This window comes from Erythrobacter sp. S249 (assembly GCF_057364975.1).
In genome coordinates this window covers 225,162-241,435 of sequence record NZ_CP200287.1, presented here as the reverse complement: position 1 = coordinate 241,435, position 16,274 = coordinate 225,162, and the positions used below count along the sequence as shown (strand labels likewise).

At 59.0% G+C, this 16,274-nt stretch carries 17 protein-coding genes and 1 tRNA gene; 7 read left to right on the top strand and 11 right to left on the bottom strand.

Going from position 1 to position 16,274, the window contains the following annotated elements:
* Positions 1-79: 79 nt before the first annotated feature.
* A complete protein-coding gene (locus AC0V6V_RS01155) occupies positions 80-1,009 on the top strand; it encodes an alpha/beta fold hydrolase (protein WP_486163656.1) in 930 nt (309 codons plus the stop codon).
* Here AC0V6V_RS01155 and AC0V6V_RS01150 read toward each other — a convergent pair.
* The 11 genes from AC0V6V_RS01150 to AC0V6V_RS01100 all read right to left on the bottom strand — a co-directional run bounded on the left by AC0V6V_RS01150 (position 969) and on the right by AC0V6V_RS01100 (position 9,710).
* Positions 969-3,242, bottom strand: a complete 2,274-nt coding sequence (locus tag AC0V6V_RS01150; RefSeq protein WP_486166150.1) for a S9 family peptidase — start codon at positions 3,240-3,242, stop codon at positions 969-971. The genes AC0V6V_RS01155 and AC0V6V_RS01150 overlap by 41 nt on opposite strands.
* A gap of 177 nt (positions 3,243-3,419) precedes the next feature.
* Positions 3,420-3,788, bottom strand: a complete 369-nt coding sequence (rplS, locus tag AC0V6V_RS01145; RefSeq protein ID WP_472638870.1) for a 50S ribosomal protein L19 — start codon at positions 3,786-3,788, stop codon at positions 3,420-3,422.
* On the bottom strand, positions 3,785-4,534 hold the full coding sequence (gene trmD, locus AC0V6V_RS01140) for a tRNA (guanosine(37)-N1)-methyltransferase TrmD (protein WP_486163654.1): 750 nt from the start codon (positions 4,532-4,534) through the stop codon (positions 3,785-3,787). Before trmD ends, rplS begins: the two co-directional genes overlap by 4 nt.
* Positions 4,535-4,987, bottom strand: a complete 453-nt coding sequence (locus AC0V6V_RS01135; protein ID WP_486163653.1) for a hypothetical protein — start codon at positions 4,985-4,987, stop codon at positions 4,535-4,537.
* A 46-nt stretch (positions 4,988-5,033) separates the two neighbouring features.
* Positions 5,034-5,999, bottom strand: a complete 966-nt coding sequence (locus AC0V6V_RS01130) for a carbon-nitrogen hydrolase family protein (RefSeq protein ID WP_486166149.1) — start codon at positions 5,997-5,999, stop codon at positions 5,034-5,036.
* Entirely contained in the window at positions 5,996-6,328 is a 333-nt protein-coding gene (locus AC0V6V_RS01125) for a hypothetical protein (RefSeq protein ID WP_486163650.1), read from the bottom strand. The genes AC0V6V_RS01130 and AC0V6V_RS01125 overlap by 4 nt, the downstream gene beginning before the upstream one ends.
* 24 nt (positions 6,329-6,352) lie before the next feature.
* The gene (gene rimM / locus AC0V6V_RS01120) at positions 6,353-6,868 is read right to left on the bottom strand and encodes a ribosome maturation factor RimM (RefSeq protein WP_486163649.1); all 516 of its coding nucleotides are present in this window, start codon (positions 6,866-6,868) and stop codon (positions 6,353-6,355) included.
* Positions 6,869-6,987: 119 nt separating this feature from the next.
* Positions 6,988-7,533: a 30S ribosomal protein S16 gene (rpsP, locus tag AC0V6V_RS01115; RefSeq protein ID WP_486163648.1), complete on the bottom strand. Its 546-nt coding sequence runs from the start codon at positions 7,531-7,533 to the stop codon at positions 6,988-6,990.
* Between the two features lie 43 nt (positions 7,534-7,576).
* Positions 7,577-9,073, bottom strand: coding sequence for a signal recognition particle protein (gene ffh, locus AC0V6V_RS01110; protein WP_486163647.1), 1,497 nt, complete (start codon positions 9,071-9,073; stop codon positions 7,577-7,579).
* A 121-nt stretch (positions 9,074-9,194) separates the two neighbouring features.
* Positions 9,195-9,270, bottom strand: a tRNA-Ala gene (locus AC0V6V_RS01105).
* Between the two features lie 98 nt (positions 9,271-9,368).
* Positions 9,369-9,710: a TIGR02300 family protein gene (locus AC0V6V_RS01100; RefSeq protein ID WP_486163646.1), complete on the bottom strand. Its 342-nt coding sequence runs from the start codon at positions 9,708-9,710 to the stop codon at positions 9,369-9,371.
* A 188-nt stretch (positions 9,711-9,898) separates the two neighbouring features.
* Here AC0V6V_RS01100 and aroA point away from each other — a divergent pair, with 188 nt between their 5' ends.
* The 6 genes from aroA (at position 9,899) to AC0V6V_RS01070 (ending at position 16,230) form a co-directional block, all read left to right on the top strand.
* Positions 9,899-11,221 (top strand): 3-phosphoshikimate 1-carboxyvinyltransferase, encoded by a 1,323-nt coding sequence (gene aroA / locus AC0V6V_RS01095; RefSeq protein ID WP_486163645.1) that lies wholly within the window; start codon positions 9,899-9,901, stop codon positions 11,219-11,221.
* A 130-nt stretch (positions 11,222-11,351) separates the two neighbouring features.
* Positions 11,352-11,615, top strand: a complete 264-nt coding sequence (locus AC0V6V_RS01090) for a CBU_0592 family membrane protein (RefSeq protein WP_486163644.1) — start codon at positions 11,352-11,354, stop codon at positions 11,613-11,615.
* A complete protein-coding gene (locus AC0V6V_RS01085; protein ID WP_486163643.1) occupies positions 11,612-12,232 on the top strand; it encodes a (d)CMP kinase in 621 nt (206 codons plus the stop codon). Before AC0V6V_RS01090 ends, AC0V6V_RS01085 begins: the two co-directional genes overlap by 4 nt.
* Positions 12,233-12,446: 214 nt before the next feature.
* A complete protein-coding gene (gene rpsA / locus AC0V6V_RS01080) occupies positions 12,447-14,156 on the top strand; it encodes a 30S ribosomal protein S1 (RefSeq protein ID WP_472645093.1) in 1,710 nt (569 codons plus the stop codon).
* A 201-nt stretch (positions 14,157-14,357) separates the two neighbouring features.
* Positions 14,358-15,116 carry a hydroxyacylglutathione hydrolase gene (gene gloB, locus AC0V6V_RS01075; RefSeq protein ID WP_486163642.1) on the top strand — a complete coding sequence of 253 codons (759 nt, stop codon included), beginning with the start codon at positions 14,358-14,360 and terminating at the stop codon, positions 15,114-15,116.
* Positions 15,117-15,237: 121 nt separating this feature from the next.
* On the top strand, positions 15,238-16,230 hold the full coding sequence (locus tag AC0V6V_RS01070; RefSeq protein ID WP_486166148.1) for an NADPH:quinone oxidoreductase family protein: 993 nt from the start codon (positions 15,238-15,240) through the stop codon (positions 16,228-16,230).
* The last annotated feature ends 44 nt before the right edge of the window (positions 16,231-16,274 follow it).

Below are 16,274 nucleotides of genomic sequence, written 5' to 3'. Positions count from 1 at the left end.
AATTCAACTTCACGTTGTGCGCTGCCGTGCCTAACATGCCTTGGCAAGAGTTTCTTGGGCACATCAGGAGGGGAAACGTATGCAGAGCGGTATCGCGCATTGGCGCGAGAAAGCGAGCTATTTCGGCTTTCAAGGGCACCAGATTGCCTATTGGACCGGCGGCAATAGTGATGCGAGGCCGCTTTTGCTGGTGCACGGCTATCCCACATGCTCGTCTGATTGGGCTCGCACGTGGGACAAACTGGGCGAAAAATACCATTTGATTGCCTGTGACATGCTGGGCTTTGGACTGTCAGACAAACCGCGCGGCGGCTTTGGCGGCAATGGTTACACAATCCATGCTCAGGTCGATGTACAAGAGGCTCTGCTCGCGCATCTCGGCATTGGAGAGTTTGACGCTCTCGTGCACGATTACGGTGTGTCCGTTGGGCAAGAACTGCTCGCCCGCCAGCAAGACGGCACTGCAGCGCAGCGGCTCTGTATGATGGTGTTCCTCAATGGTGGGATATTCCCCGACCAGCACCGTGCCAGACCAATCCAAAAACTCGGCGTTTCACCAGTCGGATTTCTGGTCGGCCTGTTGATGAACCGCAAACGCTTTGGCCAGAGCTTCTCCGAAGTGTTTGGGCCAGACACTCAGCCGAGCGAGGCGGAGCTGAACGAGTTTTGGGAGTTCATCGCGCACGAGGGCGGCAACCGGCTGACGCACAAGCTGCTGCATTACATCGCGGACCGACACACGCATAAGGAGCGCTGGGAGGCCGCGCTGGTCGAGGCGCAGGATAAGATCGGCCTGATCAACGGCGCGCTCGATCCTGTCTCTGGCAAGCACGCCTATGACAAATGGCGCGAAATTGTGCCCCGTGCGCGCGCGCATCTGATCCCTAACGTGGGGCACTACCCCCAATTCGAAGCGCCCGGCGAAGTCGCCGCGACAGCGCTCGAATGGCTAGCCCAATCGCGCGTGCCTATTCCGGTGGGGTCACGCCGTTCCGTTCGAGGAAAGTGAAGATCGTGTTCCACAGATGCGGCGAGATGTTCTCGCCAGCAACCCGGTGCGTGTAGCCCGGATAGAGCATCATTTCGAACGGCACGTTGTTCTCTTGCAGAACGCTGATCAGCTCTGATGAGTTCTCAAACACCACATTGTCATCCGCCATGCCGTGGATCAGCAGCAAGGGATCGCTGATCTTGGTCGCATCGGGAATGGCGCTGGCCGTTTCATAGGCCTCTGGCACTTCGCGCGGATCCCCCATGAATTGCTCTGTATAGTGGGTATCATAAAGCTCCCACTTGGTGACCGGAGCGCCACTGATACCAGCGGCATAAAGCCCCGGATCGGCCTGCATCTGCTTCAGCGTCATATAGCCGCCATAGGACCAGCCATAGAGTGCGATCTTGTCCCCATCGACGAAGTCGAGGGTCTTGAGGAACTCCGCGCCCTCGCGCTGGTCGTCTACCTCAACACCGCCCATCGCGTGATAAAGCGGCTGTTCAAATGCGACCCCGCGATTGGCGCTGCCGCGATTGTCTAGCTCAAACCAGATATAGCCTGCATCAACGACGGCTTGCTGCAATGCGCCGTCCCAACCACTCGTTACCACCTGAGGCCCTGGTCCGCTGTAGTGATAATAGAAGACCGGGTATTTTTTGCCCGGCTCCATCTCTGGCGTGACCATCTTGTAATGCAGATCTGTCGTGCCATCGGCGGCCTTGATTGTGCCAAAATTCGCCGGGCGATGGCTGGCGAGATATGGGGTATAGGGGTGGCCGGCATCCAATGCGTTTTCTTCAACCCATGCAATTCTATCGCCATTTTGCTGAGCGAGGTAACTCTGTGTCGGTTGATCGTGACGCGAACGGCTGATCAACAGAGATTTGCCAGCCTGATCCATCGCTGCACTATGTTGATAGCCACCAATGGTCAGCGCTGTTGGAAAGCCGGAAAGCTCGCGGTAGCTCGTCGAATAGACGCTCTGGTCGCGCAGGTTAACTTTGTTGGCGGTGAAGAAAACAGTCTCACTATCTTGGTCAACACCGACCAGATTGCTGACAACATAATTACCTTGCGTGATTTGATGGGTCTGCACACCATCTTCGTCAAAATCCAAGCGATAGAGGTGGCCGAAACCATCGCGTTCAGACCACCAGATCATCGATCCATTTTTGAGAAACCTGTAATTGTCCTCGATATTGATCCAGTAATCCTCGGTCGCGGCCTTTTCAGTGAACAAGACCTCGCTTGCCCCCGTCGATGGGTCGACCTTGAGCATATCAAGAACGGTTTGCTGGCGATTTTGGCGCTGAACATACAGACCACCGTCTGGCGACCAATTCACCCGTACGAGATAGAAGTCAGTTGGATCCTTGATGTTGTAATGTTCAGGACTCTGGTTGCTGGTCAGATCGACCTTCACACGGTTGCCACCATCAGGGTCCATCACGAACAGCTCGACAATCGCATTGTCACTTCCCGCAGCGGGATAGCGCTGATCAAACACTCTCGTGCCTGCCGCACCGATCGCTGCGCGCGTAACGATCCCTACCCGCTCCTCGTCCGTGCGCTGCACGACCAGGCGGCGGTCGTCTGGCGCCCACCAATAGCCGTCCATCCGGCTCATTTCTTCCTGAGCCACAAACTCCGCCTCGCCCCAGCGGATCGTGTCGCCTTCTTTCGGCGTAATCGGAGCAGCATCCTCGCCTACCTTGCCAACCCACAGCTGGCGTTCGCGCACGAAAGATACAGAGCCGCCCGTGGGGCTCAGCTTGGGGTTAAGCTCGCTCTCTTCAGTGTCCGTGAGGCGCGTCACCTCACCGCCAAGCTTCGCGAGGTACAGATCACCATCCAGCGGCACGAGCACGCCCGAACCATCGCTGACCCATTGATAGCTGATAATGCCTTTAAGGTTGCCGACGCGGGCCCGCTCGCGCTGCATCTTTTCATCTTCGCTGAGCTCGCGGCCAGACCCCAGCGCTTCGCTGTCGACCAGCATAGTCCACTCGCTGGTTTCGCGGTCATAGCCCCATAGGTCATAGCGCTCGCGCTCATCATCGCGGTTGCGCAGCACAGTGAGATAGCGGCCATCGGGCGACAGTTTCGCTTGGCGCGGGGCCGGCCCATTCAGCGATGGCGAGGCGAAGACGCGCTCAAACGTCAGCTCTGGCGCGCTTGTCACTGTGTGATCATCCGCGACGGCTGGGGCTGAGAGCATTGCAGCAGCGGCAAGAAAAGAAAGACGCATTCCAAAAGACACCTCGTCATTGCGAGCAGCCACCGGCTGCGCGGCAATCCAGGGGCAGACGCTGGATTGCTTCGTTACCAATGGTCCTCGCAATGACGGGGCAGAAAATCAATGTCTTCAACGAAAAAGGGCGCCCTGGTCTCCCAGAACGCCCTTTCAAATCTCTCGGTCTGAGACTTACGCCTTTGGCGCATTCTCGCGGCGCTCAGCAATACGAGCCCGCTTACCGGTGCGGCCGCGCAGATAGTAGAGCTTCGCACGGCGCACAACGCCGCGGCGAACCACGGTGATGCTGTCGACGATTGGCGCGTAGAGTGGGAACACACGTTCCACACCTTCGCCAAAGCTCATTTTGCGCACGGTGAAGTTGCTGTTGATGCTGCGGTTCGACCGCGCGATGACAACGCCTTCAAAGTTCTGGATACGCTCGCGGCTACCCTCGGTGACTTTCACGCCGACACGCACGGTGTCTCCGGCCTGAAACTCAGGAATCTCTTTGGTCACTTTGCCGATTTCTTCGGCTTCGATTTGTTGGATCAGGTTCACTGGTCCGTGTCCTTTTCTTTTCGCCGCGCGCCAGAGGCAGACTGGACCCGAGCATCCTCATGACGCTCCCATAGATCCGGCCTGCGTAACCGAGTGTGATCTTCCGACATTTGCTTTCGCCATGCCGCGATCTTCGCATGATCCCCCGATCGCAGCACTTCAGGGATCGTGCGCCCTTCCCATTCTTGAGGTCGGGTGTAGTGCGGATACTCAAGGAGGCCTTCTTCAAAGCTCTCCTCAGCACCGCTTGAAGGCGCGCCCATTACGCCGGGAAGCAGCCGAATGCAAGCATCAAGTATGGTGAGCGCGGCCATTTCTCCGCCCGACAACACGATATCAGCCAGGCTGACCTGCTCAATCTGGGGCCGCGCTTCAAAAATGCGCTCGTCAAAGCCTTCAAACCGCCCGCACAGCAGAGTGACGCCGGGTCCAGCTGCGATCTCGCGAATGCGCGCCTGCGTGATGGGCTTGCCGCGCGGCGTCATGGCTAGGATTGGAGCACCCGGCTGCTGCTGGATCGCATGATCCACCGCCCCGCCCAGCACATCGCATTTCAGCACCATACCCGCGCCGCCGCCCGCCGGCGGACTGTCGACATTCTTGTGCTTATCAAGCGCGAAATCGCGGATTTGGACGGTGTCACACGACCACTTGCCCTCAGCCATGGCCTTTCCCGCCAGACTAGCGCCAAGGGGGCCGGGAAACATTTCTGGATATAGCGTTAGGATGGTGGCGGCGAAGGTCATTTAGATGCCCAACGCATCGGATACTCGGTGAATGACGACCGCGCATTTTTTTAGAAAATCGCTGTCAGCTTGAACCAACGTATCGATTTCTGAGACGTCTCCCTCGTCAAAAAAGTCTTCGCGTTTGCTCTTGATCCTGAACGGCAGTCGATCTTCCATATCCAAGAGCCGTTCGTAACTTCGCCCTTTGCCATGTTTAAGAACATTCACAGCAAAGGCGAATTGCTCAAATTGAGTGAGCAGATCGGTTTTGCCCTGTGCTGTCAGCGTTTTACGAACCGCAGCGAAACCATCGTCAACCCCAAACTCGCGTTGTACTTCGGCGTCAAAAATCGAGAACATACCGACTGCGGTGATTGTGTACTGCATCCTAACTGACTGCAGGTTTTTCACGAGTACGGACGACGCGCTCTCATTGAGCCGAGCTTCAATTTCCGCAATCGTGTCATCCAATCGCGATGTAGTAAATCCAACACAACCTTCGACCAGCACCGAAAACCTATGCACCCCAATTCACCCCATCCTTCGCCTTGGTATCCACGCTCAGTTCAAACACATCCGGGCGGGAATAATGGCCATCGGTATCGAGGCTCGTCAAATTCGCGCCGATCTCTGATAGGTCAAGCTCGGCGTGGAGAGTTTCCTCACCCTCACCTGCCTGCGCCAGCACGCGCGCATCCGGGGCGGCGATAAAGCTGCCGCCGCGGTTTAGCGCGTCGCTCTCAATCGCTTCGATCAGCTCGCGGGCTGCGCCCACATCTGCACTACCGGTTTCCGCCAGCTCCAGGCCTTCAAACAGGTCCGTCTTGTGCTGAACCAGCCCTGCGGCGAGCACAAAGCAGCGGCCTTCAAAGGCATAGTGCCGCGAATTGAGCGCATATTCCTCGCGCACGGTCGGCCATGCGGCAACATGCACCGCTTCGCCGAGATTGTGCATCGCTGCGCGGGCCAGCGGCATCCAATGCTCCCAGCAGATCAGATTGCCGACCTTGCCCCATTCGGCCTGATGCACGCCCAGGGTTGAGCCATCGCCGCGCATCCAGATCAGGCGTTCGCCATGCGTGGGCACCAGCTTGCGGTGGTCCAGCGGAGCCTCACCCGGGCGCAGCATCAGTTGATTGTTATACAGGCTGGAGCGCACCCGCTCATGCGCGCCGATAGAGATGCAAGCGTCATGCGCATCGCAAAGCTCCTGCAGCGGCAGCAGCCGCTCATCATTCGCGACAATCGCATTTTCGAGCATCATCGCGTGGCATGCGCGCGTGCCCGGATGGTCCCACAATGCCGCGCCGGGGGATTCGTCCAGCCACAGCGGATAACCCCCTAGAAACGTCTCACCAAAGGCAACCAGCTTTGCGCCATCTTTGATCGCCTTTTCAGCGAGTTCGGCGGCCTTTGTGACGCCCTGTCCAATCGCGAAAGGGACCGGGGCAGCTTGGCAAATTGCGACGGGGAGTTTGGTCATTCAAAGGTTTCCCATTTCTCGGAGCGCTGACGATCTAATGCCCGAGTTAAGAAGTGCGCCACAGGCCAGCCAAGAACGCAGAACAATATTGAGACGACAGTGCCCATCAGCAAGTCATCGCTCACTAGGTCGCCATCAATAATGGAGAATAACAAAATTGGCCCAACGATTAAAATTGGCACGCTAATTGTAGCGACAAAAACTCGTAAGGAGCGCCGCCAAGACGGGAACCAAACTGAGATCAATGCGGTGGCCCCAGATACGCCTAAAACGGCCCCGAGCAAGACGATCATCAGCCCGCCAAGGAGCTCCACGTCAACTAATGCCATTCCCTGCCTCCTGCTAGCGCGTTCTTAGCCTTCAGCGAAATCAGCGGCGATCACAAGCCTGCTTGTGTCCCATTCGATCACGGCCGCATCGATCAGCGGCACCATAAAGGTCTTGGTGCCTTTCTCGGGCGGCGGCTCGCGCACGATCTCGATCACGTCGGTCGCGCCAAAATTCTCGACCGCCACGACGGTGCCCACGCGGTCTCCCGCATCGGTGAAGGCCTCCAGGCCAAGAAGGTCAGCGTGGTAAAACTCGCCCTCAGCAAGGTCTGGCAGGGCCTCTCGCGGCACCATCAGCACGGTTCCGCGCAGCTTCTCTGCCTCATTGCGCCCGGCCACTTCGGCAAAGCGGGCGACCGCCCCGCCCTTATTGTCGGAGCGGATTTTCTTGAGCGTCAGGACACGCCCGTCTTTGCCGGCCGTGAAACTCTTATGCTGCGAGAGCGCTTCCACGCCCTCGCCAAACAGTTTCAGCCGGACTTCGCCCGCCACGCCATGCGCGCCAGTGATGGCGGCCAGTTCGATGGGCTTATCGCTCAACACCCCAGCCCCGCTCGTGCCGAGCTTGTCGAAGCACTGCACTTGTTTCTGGAACGGTATTCCCGAAAGAAGAACAACCCTTCGACAGGCTCAGGGTGAGCGGGGTAAGGCATTGAGACTTAGCCTTCAGACTTTTCTTCGCCAGCGTCTTCCGCTGGAGCTTCTTCAGCAGCGGCTTCTTCAGCTGGCGCTTCTTCAGCCGGAGCTTCTGGAGCAGCTTCCTCAGCAGGCGCTTCTTCCGCAGCAGGCTCCTCTGCTGGTGCTTCTGCAGCAGCCTTTGCTTCTTCTGCAGCGGCGTTCTTCGCTTCTTCTTCCGCTTCCTTAGCGGCAGCAGCCTTTTCAGCCTTCTCTTCAGCGCGCTCGGTCGCTTTCTCGCCCGGCTTCGCTTTGTTCGGGTTGTTGCGAGCTTCACGCTCACGGATGCCGGCAGCATCGAGGAAACGCGCAACGCGGTCGGATGGCTGTGCGCCAACGCCGAGCCAATATTTCGCGCGGTCTTCGTTGAGCTTTACGCGGCCTTCGTCATCCTTGGCGAGCAGCGGGTTGTAAACGCCGATTTGCTCCAGATACTTACCATCGCGTGGTGCGCGGCTGTCTGCCGCTACGATCCGGTAATAAGGACGCTTCTTTGCGCCACCGCGCGAGAGCCTCAGTGCAATTGCCATTATAGATACCTTTCCAGTCTCAAATTCTTGAAATCGTTTAAAATTACTTCTTATTCAACATATCACGTAATTCAGGGGGCAGCGTGTTCGGATCCACTCCGGGAGCGCCAGAACCGCCGCCCGGACCGCCCAGCCCCGGCAAACCGCCAGGCCCGCCAGCGCCGCCGCCCATGCCAGGTAGGCCGCTCATTCCACCGCCGCCTCCACCAAACATGGAAGCGAGGCCTTTCAGACCGCCCATCTTCTTAATCTGTTTCATCGCGCGGCCCATTTCCTGGTGCATCTTCAGCACCTTGTTGACCTGCGGAACTTCGGTGCCGCTGCCCGCAGCAACGCGCCGCTTACGCTTGGCATTCATCAGCGCGGGATTGGCGCGTTCCTTGGCCGTCATAGAGCCGATGATTGCGTCCATATGGAGCAGCACTTTGTCGTCCATATCGGCGGCGGCCATTGCGGCCTTCGCCTTTTTCATGCCGGGCATCATACCCGCCAGCATGCCGAGGCCGCCCATGTTCTGCATTTGCTGCAATTGCATACGCAGATCATTGAGGTCGAATTGCCCCTGCGACATGCGCTTGGCGAGCAGCTCTGCGTCTTCTTCCTTGATCGTCGCTGCGGCTTTTTCGACCAGGCTAACGACATCGCCCATGCCCAGAATGCGGTCAGCCACGCTGCCTGCGCGGAAGGCCTCAATTGCATCGAGCTTCTCGCCCGTGCCCGCAAATTTAATCGGCTTGCCGGTTACAGCGCGCATAGAAAGCGCCGCGCCGCCGCGTGCATCGCCGTCCATCCGGGTGAGGACCACACCGGTCAGCGGCACTTCGCCGCTAAAGCTTTGCGCAACGTTTACAGCATCTTGACCGGTCAAACTGTCAACCACCAGCAGCACTTCGGTCGGCTCAGAAACGCTGGAGACGGCCTTCATTTCGGCCATCAGCGCTTCGTCGACATGCAGACGGCCTGCGGTGTCGAGCAGCAGCACGTCAAAGTTCTGAAGGCGCGCGGCCTCCATTGCGCGGCGTGCGATGTCCACTGGCTGCTGGCCAGCGACGATCGGCAAGGTCGCGGTTTCCACCTGCTCGCCCAGCACCGCCAGCTGCTCCTGAGCAGCCGGGCGATTGACGTCGAGCGAGGCCATCATGGCCTTCTTGCCGTGCTTTTCCTTGATGAGCTTTGCGAGTTTCGCGGTGGTCGTCGTCTTACCAGAACCCTGCAGACCGACCATCATGATCACAACCGGCGGCTTCGCCTCCAGGATCAGGCCTTCGGTCTCTGGCCCGCCAAGCATGTCGACCAGCTCGTCATGGACGATTTTGACGACTTGTTGGCCCGGTGTGACCGATTTCAGAACGTCCTGGCCAACGGCCTTTTCCGTCACTGCATCGATGAAGCGCCGCGCCACGGGCAGAGCCACGTCGGCCTCGAGCAAAGCCACGCGGACCTCGCGCATTGCATCGCGCACGTCTTGTTCTTTCAGCGCGCCGCGACCTTTAAGACGATCGAAGACCCCGCCAAGGCGGTCGGACAAATTGTCAAACATCGTCTTCAACTCCTCACTTGCCGCGCACGGCGAGAACTAAACGCAAAAAACGCCGGCGAACGAAACCTCGTTGGCCAGCGTGCGGGTTTCCAAAAGGAAAACCGACTTGAATATGGTTCGATGGTGGAGCCTAGCGGGATCGAACCGCTGACCTCAACACTGCCAGTGTTGCGCTCTCCCAGCTGAGCTAAGGCCCCTATCATCGATGTGTCCGGCTTACTCACGTAAGACCAGCGCCCCGCTTTCGCAAGGAGGCAGCCCATTATGGGCTACCCCCTCGAAAGGCAAGCCTTAATTAATTCTCGTGATCTTCGTCGTCGCCTTTGCCCTTGGACACGCCAAGGTCATCGTCGCCGCCCAGATCAACATCATTGTCCGGTGAATCTTCGCCGTCATCGATATTCTCGATGTCTTTCAGCTCATCATCATCGTCGCCGCCCAGATCGGTATCAGCTTCGCCGTCCTTCTTCTTGTCGTCGGCTTCAAATGGAATTGGTTGCTTGGTCTTGAGCACAGGCTCAGGAGACCAAGTCTCGCCGCATTCGATGCAGGTGACCGGCTCATCATTGCCGAGATCGTAAAAGCGCTCTCCGCATTTGGGACAAGAACGCTTGGTGCCCCATTCTGGCTTCGCCATCAATTAATCCTCGAGTTAACGCCGCGGGCCGCGATTGGCGCGGGCAAAAATATGGTGTGGTTTGTGGGGCCGATTGAGGTGTAGTTCAAGAGCCCCGCTCCAAAGTCGGCGCGCCTTGCCAGATGCGTGGGTGACTGTCAAAGACGCCGCGCTTATTTCATCGCTTAATATTTTCAGAAAGCTGCATCTTGCCTGCTCACACCTTTGCCCCCCTTGGCCCTTTGCGCGGAAATCTGCGCGTGCCAGGCGACAAGTCGATCAGCCACCGCGCTTTGATGTTTTCCGCGCTTGCTGTGGGGACAAGCACCGCAACCGGCCTGCTAGAGGGCGAAGATGTGATGGCCACCGCCGCCGCGATGCGGGCGATGGGCGCGCAGATTAAGCGTGACGACGATGGTACTTGGCACATTAGCGGCGTCGGCGTTGGCGGATTGCTGGAGCCGGGTGAAGCGCTCGACATGGGCAATTCAGGCACTTCGACCCGCCTGCTGATGGGAATCATCGCGAGCCACGGGATCAAAGCTACGTTTACTGGCGATGCCAGCCTGTCGGGCCGGCCAATGGGCCGCGTGATCGATCCGCTGAGCCTTATGGGCGCGAGTTTCGAAAGCTCCGCAGGCGGCACTCTGCCGCTGATGATGCGGGGCGCCCTGCCCGCTGTGCCGATTGAATACACTCTGCCGGTGGCCAGCGCTCAGGTAAAAAGCGCCGTTCTGCTCGCAGGGCTCAACACGCCCGGCATAACGACAGTGATTGAACCTGTGCCCACACGCGACCACACTGAGCGCATGTTGAAGGGCTTCGGCGCGAAGCTGGAGGTCGAAGAGCAAGACGATGGCACTCGCGTCATCCGCATTCACGGCGAAGCTGACCTAAAGCCGCAGCACGTGACCGTTCCGGGAGACCCTTCTTCCGCTGCGTTCTTCATGGTCGCAGCCCTGATCGTTCCGGGCAGCGATTTGCTGATCGAGAATGTCGGGCTCAATCCGACCCGCGCAGGCCTCGTCCAAGTGCTGCGCGAAATGGGCGGCTCCATCGACGAAGTAAACCTGCGCGAAGTGGGCGGCGAGCCGGTGGCTGATCTGCGCGTGCGCCATTCTGATCTCACCGGCATTGATGTCGATCCGGCCATCGCGCCCAGCATGATTGACGAGTTTCCTGTCCTGTTTGTCGCCGCATCGCTGGCCAAGGGCACGACGCGCACCAGCGGCCTTGAAGAACTGCGCGTGAAAGAAAGCGACCGCCTCTCAGCGATGGCCGCCGCGCTCACATTGGCCGGAGCAAACATCGAGGAAAATGAAGATGGCCTAGTGGTCCATGGCACCGGCGGCGAGCCTCTGGCCGGCACGCCTGAGGGCCAAACGGTCACCACGCATCTCGATCACCGTATCGCGATGAGCATGGCGGTCGCGGGCCTCGCCAGCGCGGGCGGTGTGACCGTGGACGACACTTCGCCCATCGGCACCAGCTTTCCGAGCTTTATGGACTTGCTTGAGGCGGCATCAAATTGAGGACTTATCTCGCCCGTCATGCTGAACTTATTTCAGCATCCATCGCCAGAGCGATCTTCGAAGGGCCGCGCCGGGGATGGACGCTGAAACGAGCTCAGAGTGACGAAGACGCAGAATTGCGAGAAAAGCGATGAACACCCCGCTCGACATCTATTCGATCATCGGCTTCGTCGGCACAGCCTGCATAATCGCCGCCTACGCCTATCTTACGGTAAAGGATAAGCCGAACCCGTTTATCTTGCACGGCACGAACCTGACCGGGGCTGCGCTGCTCACGATCAGCCTGCTGGTGCACACCAACTGGCCAAGCCTGGTGCTAGAGGGCTTCTGGGCCGCGATTGCAGTGTTCGGGTTGGTGAAGGCGCTAAGGATGAGGAGCAAGGCCGCATCATGATCATCGCCGTTGATGGCCCCACCGCCTCTGGCAAAGGCACGATCGCCATTGCGCTGGCGGCGCATTTTGACCTGCCGCATCTCGATACGGGTCTGCTCTACCGCGCGGTTGGCCGGCAAGTCGCAATCAATCAGGGCAATCCCGATGATCCAGCAGACGCTCTGGCCGCTTGCGAATTTCCCGATGCTTTGCTCGCCGATGAGCAATTGCGCAGTGAGGAAAGCGGCGGGCTTGCGAGCCGGGTCTCAATCCACCCGCAGGTCCGCGAGGCGCTGTTCGCTCGCCAACGCGCCTTCGCGACGCAGGAGGGCGGCGCGGTGCTGGACGGGCGCGACATTGGCACCGTCATTGCGCCGGACGCCCCGATTAAGCTCTACATCACCGCCAGCGCGACCGAGCGCGCACGCCGCCGCTGGCTTGAGATGACAGGGCGTGAAATCGACATTCCACTCGCCGAGATTGAGCAGGACATCATTGCCCGCGACAACCGCGATATTGGCCGCAAGGATGCCCCGCTAAAGGCCGCGCCCGATGCAATGGTGATCGACACGACGATGCTGGGCAAAGAGGAAGCCATCGCTGCGGTAATACAGGCCGTCGAAGAAGCGCTCAGCTAAACCGCAAAATCCTTGCATTTGCGCCGCCCTTGGCCTAAGCGCGCCCCCGTTCACCCAATCATACCCGATTGTTTCGAACCCGCATGAACGCATTCGGCCTCATGCGGATTACGGCCCTCTTGCCCCGTTAGGCTGAGCAATGGTGCTCAGAGACGGTTTAAGACCCCGGAAAAACCGGTGGCCGGTAGCAAATGTAAACAGGATTTCCTGACCTATGGCGACTTCGCCCAACCCTTCGCGCGACGATTTTGAAGCGCTTCTTAACGAACAACTTGGCGGTGCAGACGACGGTGGCTTTGAAGGCCGCGTTGTAAAAGGCACCGTAACAGCCATCGAAAACGGTATGGCTATCATCGATGTGGGCCTCAAATCAGAAGGCCGCGTCGGACTTAAAGAATTCTCCCGCGGTGATGACGACCACGGCCTCAGCGTTGGTTCTGAGGTTGAAGTGTATGTCGACCGCGTTGAAAACGCCGATGGCGAAGCCATGCTCAGCCGCGACCGCGCCCGCCGCGAAGCTGCTTGGGACAAGCTCGAAAACGAATTTGGCGAAGGCAAGCGCGTCGAAGGCCGCATCTTTGGCCGCGTCAAAGGCGGCTTCACAGTCGATCTCGACGGCGCTGTTGCGTTCCTTCCCGGCAGCCAGGTCGACATCCGCCCAGTGCGCGATGTTACCCCGCTGATGGAAGTGCCTCAGCCGTTCCAACTGCTTAAGATGGATCGTCGCCGCGGCAACATCGTGGTATCACGCCGCGCTGTCCTCGAAGAAACCCGCGCGGAACAGCGCAGCGAGCTGATCGACAAGCTGGCCGAAGGTCAGGTTATCGATGGCGTCGTCAAGAACATCACCGATTACGGCGCATTCGTCGATCTCGGCGGTATCGACGGCCTGCTGCACGTAACCGACATGAGCTACAAGCGCGTCAATCACCCAAGCGAAGTCATCAATATCGGTGACACCGTGAAGGTTCAGATCGTTCGCATCAACTCAGAAACCCAGCGCATCAGCCTCGGCATGAAGCAGCTGGAAAGCGATCCATGGGACGGCGTTGCAGCCAAGTACCCAATGGGCGCGAAGCTTTCTGGTACCGTCACCAACATCACCGAATATGGTGCATTTGTTGAACTGGAGCCAGGCATTGAAGGTCTGGTCCACGTCTCTGAAATGAGCTGGACGAAGAAGAACGTTCACCCAGGCAAAATCGTCAGCACTTCGCAAGAAGTCGACGTTCTGGTCCTCGAAGTGGACAGCGAAAAGCGCCGCATCTCGCTCGGCCTCAAGCAAGCTCAAGGCAACCCTTGGGATGAGTTTGCAGAGAAGCACCCAGTTGGCACAATCGTCGAAGGCGAAGTCAAGAACGCAACCGAATTCGGTCTGTTCGTTGGCCTCGACGGCGATGTCGACGGCATGGTCCACATGTCCGACATTGCATGGGGCATCTCGGGCGAAGACGCATTGGCGCTCCACCGCAAGGGTGAAGAAGTCAAAGCCATCGTTCTTGACGTTGACGTTGAGAAAGAGCGCATCAGCCTCGGCATGAAGCAGCTCGAAAAGGGTGCGCCAACCGCAGACGGCGCCGCTGGTGCAGATTCGCTGCGCAAGGGCCAAACCGTCACTGTCACTGTTCTAGAAGTTCGCGATGGCGGGCTCGAAGTGCAGGTTGGCGACGACGGCGCGACCGGCTTCATCAAGCGTTCGGATCTCGGCCGCGACCGCGACGAGCAACGTCCTGATCGCTTCCAGACCGGCAGCAAGGTTGACGCAATGGTCACCGGATTTGACCGTTCGAAGAAGCCGAACTTCTCGATCAAAGCGCGTCAGATCGCTGAAGAGAAGGAAGCAGTGCAGCAGTTCGGTTCATCCGACAGCGGCGCTTCGCTCGGCGACATTCTTGGCGAAGCTCTGAAGAAGAGCGACGACTAAGTAGCGATATGGTGAGCTCCCGCGCAGGCGGGAGCCTCCAACGGCATAGTGCCTAGATTAACGAGATCCCCGCCTTCGCGGGGACTCCTAAAAAGAAACGGCCCGCTTGCTCAATTGAGTAGGCGGGCCTTTTCATTGGTGCTTCCATCGTGCGCTTGAGAGGCGTATCGTCGCGCTTCATCTTCCGCTGAAAGACCCGACATGACGATCCAAATCCACCAGTTCCCTTGCCTGTCCGACAATTACGGCTTCCTCGTGCACAATTCCGTGACCGGCGAGACCGCCGCGATCGACACGCCGGATGCGAAGGAATATCTGCGCCAGGCAGATAGCAAGGGGTGGAAAATCACCCACATCTGGAACACACACTGGCATCCAGATCACGCTGGCGGGAACAAAGAAATCGTCGAGGCGACGGGCGCGCGCGTGCTTGCGCCCAAAGAAGTTAAGAAGCTCTCCCCGATCGACCGCGTTATTGCGCATGGCGACAGCGTCAATCTCGGTGAGCATCGCGCCGAGATCATCGACGTTTCCGGCCACACCAATGGCCACATCGCGTACCACATCGTCGAGGAAGGCGTGGCGTTCGTAGGCGACGCCGTGTTTGCGCTGGGTTGCGGGCGGATGTTCGAAGGCGAGCCAAAGCAATTCTGGACCAGCCTCGACCGAATTCGCCGCATGTCGACCGAGACGACGCTCTATTGCGCGCATGAATACACCGAGGCGAACGCGAAGTTTGCGCTGCACGCAGACCCGGACAATGCGGCGCTGCAAGACTATGTCGCTGAGATCAAAGACAAGCGCTCTCGCGGCGAGCCGACCGTGCCGACCGTCCTGAAACGCGAGCTTGAGACGAACCCATTCCTGCGCGCGGATGATCCCGCAATGATGGCGAAATGGGGCGGCAACGAGCCCCATGAGACCTTTGCCGCGCTGCGCAGCGCCAAGGATAACTTCTGATCGCTACTGTTCGTCATTGCGAGCGAAGCGACGCAATCCATGGACCAATGCATGGAATGCGGACCGAACAGCAATGGATTGCCACGGTGCCTTCGGCTCCTCGCAATGACGAGAGATGCTTATGAAAGCGCTTAGAGTCGAGGAACTGTCGGACGACTTATCTGGCGTTCAATTCGAAGACGTCCCGTCTCCTGTGCGGGGTGCAGGCGAGGTTCTCGTGAGAGTCCACGCCGCATCGCTCAATTTTCCCGACCTGCTGATGACGCGCGGCGATTATCAGTTCAAACCAGAGCCGCCCTTTGTCAGCGGGTTGGAACTGGCTGGCGAAGTTATTGAGGCGGACCCGGACAGCGCCTTTGCCCCCGGCGACCGGGTCATGGGCGGCAATAAGACCGGTGCCTTTGCCGAACTCGCAAGCATCCCTGCGCGCGGCCTTTCCCCCCTTCCCGCCAATGTAAGCTTCGCCGAGGGCGCAGCCATGGGCGCGGCTTATGCAACCACCTACACTGGCCTTGTCGAGCTGTGCGGGCTGTTAGACGGCGCTAGCGGCGAGAAATGGGTGTTGGTGCACGGTGCGAGCGGCGGTGTTGGCTTAGCGGCGGTGGATCTCGCCAAGGCGTTCGGCGCGAAAGTGATCGCGACAACTGGCGTGGATTCGAAGCGGGAGCGGATCACTGCGCTCTATAGGCCCGACGCCGTGATCACCGCCGAGGGGCGCTTTCGCGAACAGGTATCCGAGATTACCGGCGGAAAGCTCTGCGATATCGTATTCGATCCCGTCGGCGGCGATGTGTTTGACGAGAGCACACGCTGCGTCAGCTTTGCCGGAAAGCTGGTCGTGGTGGGGTTCACCAGCGGACGGATCGCAGAGGTCGCAACCAATATTCCGTTGATCAAGGGCTTCTCCATTGTCGGCCTGCGCGCGGGTGAATATGCGCGCCGCTTTCCTGAGCGAGGCCGCGCCATCAACGCCGCCATCACGGAGCTGGCGTCTGCGGGCCGGATAACCCCTGCAATCGACCGCACTCTGCCCTTGTCCCGCTGGCGCGAAGGGTTTGAAGCGATGGCGAACCGCGAACTGGTTGGCAAAGTGGTGTTTGAGCCGGGCAGCTAGGTTCCCGCGCATGAAAAAGGCGGCCCAATTGAGCCGCCTCTTCA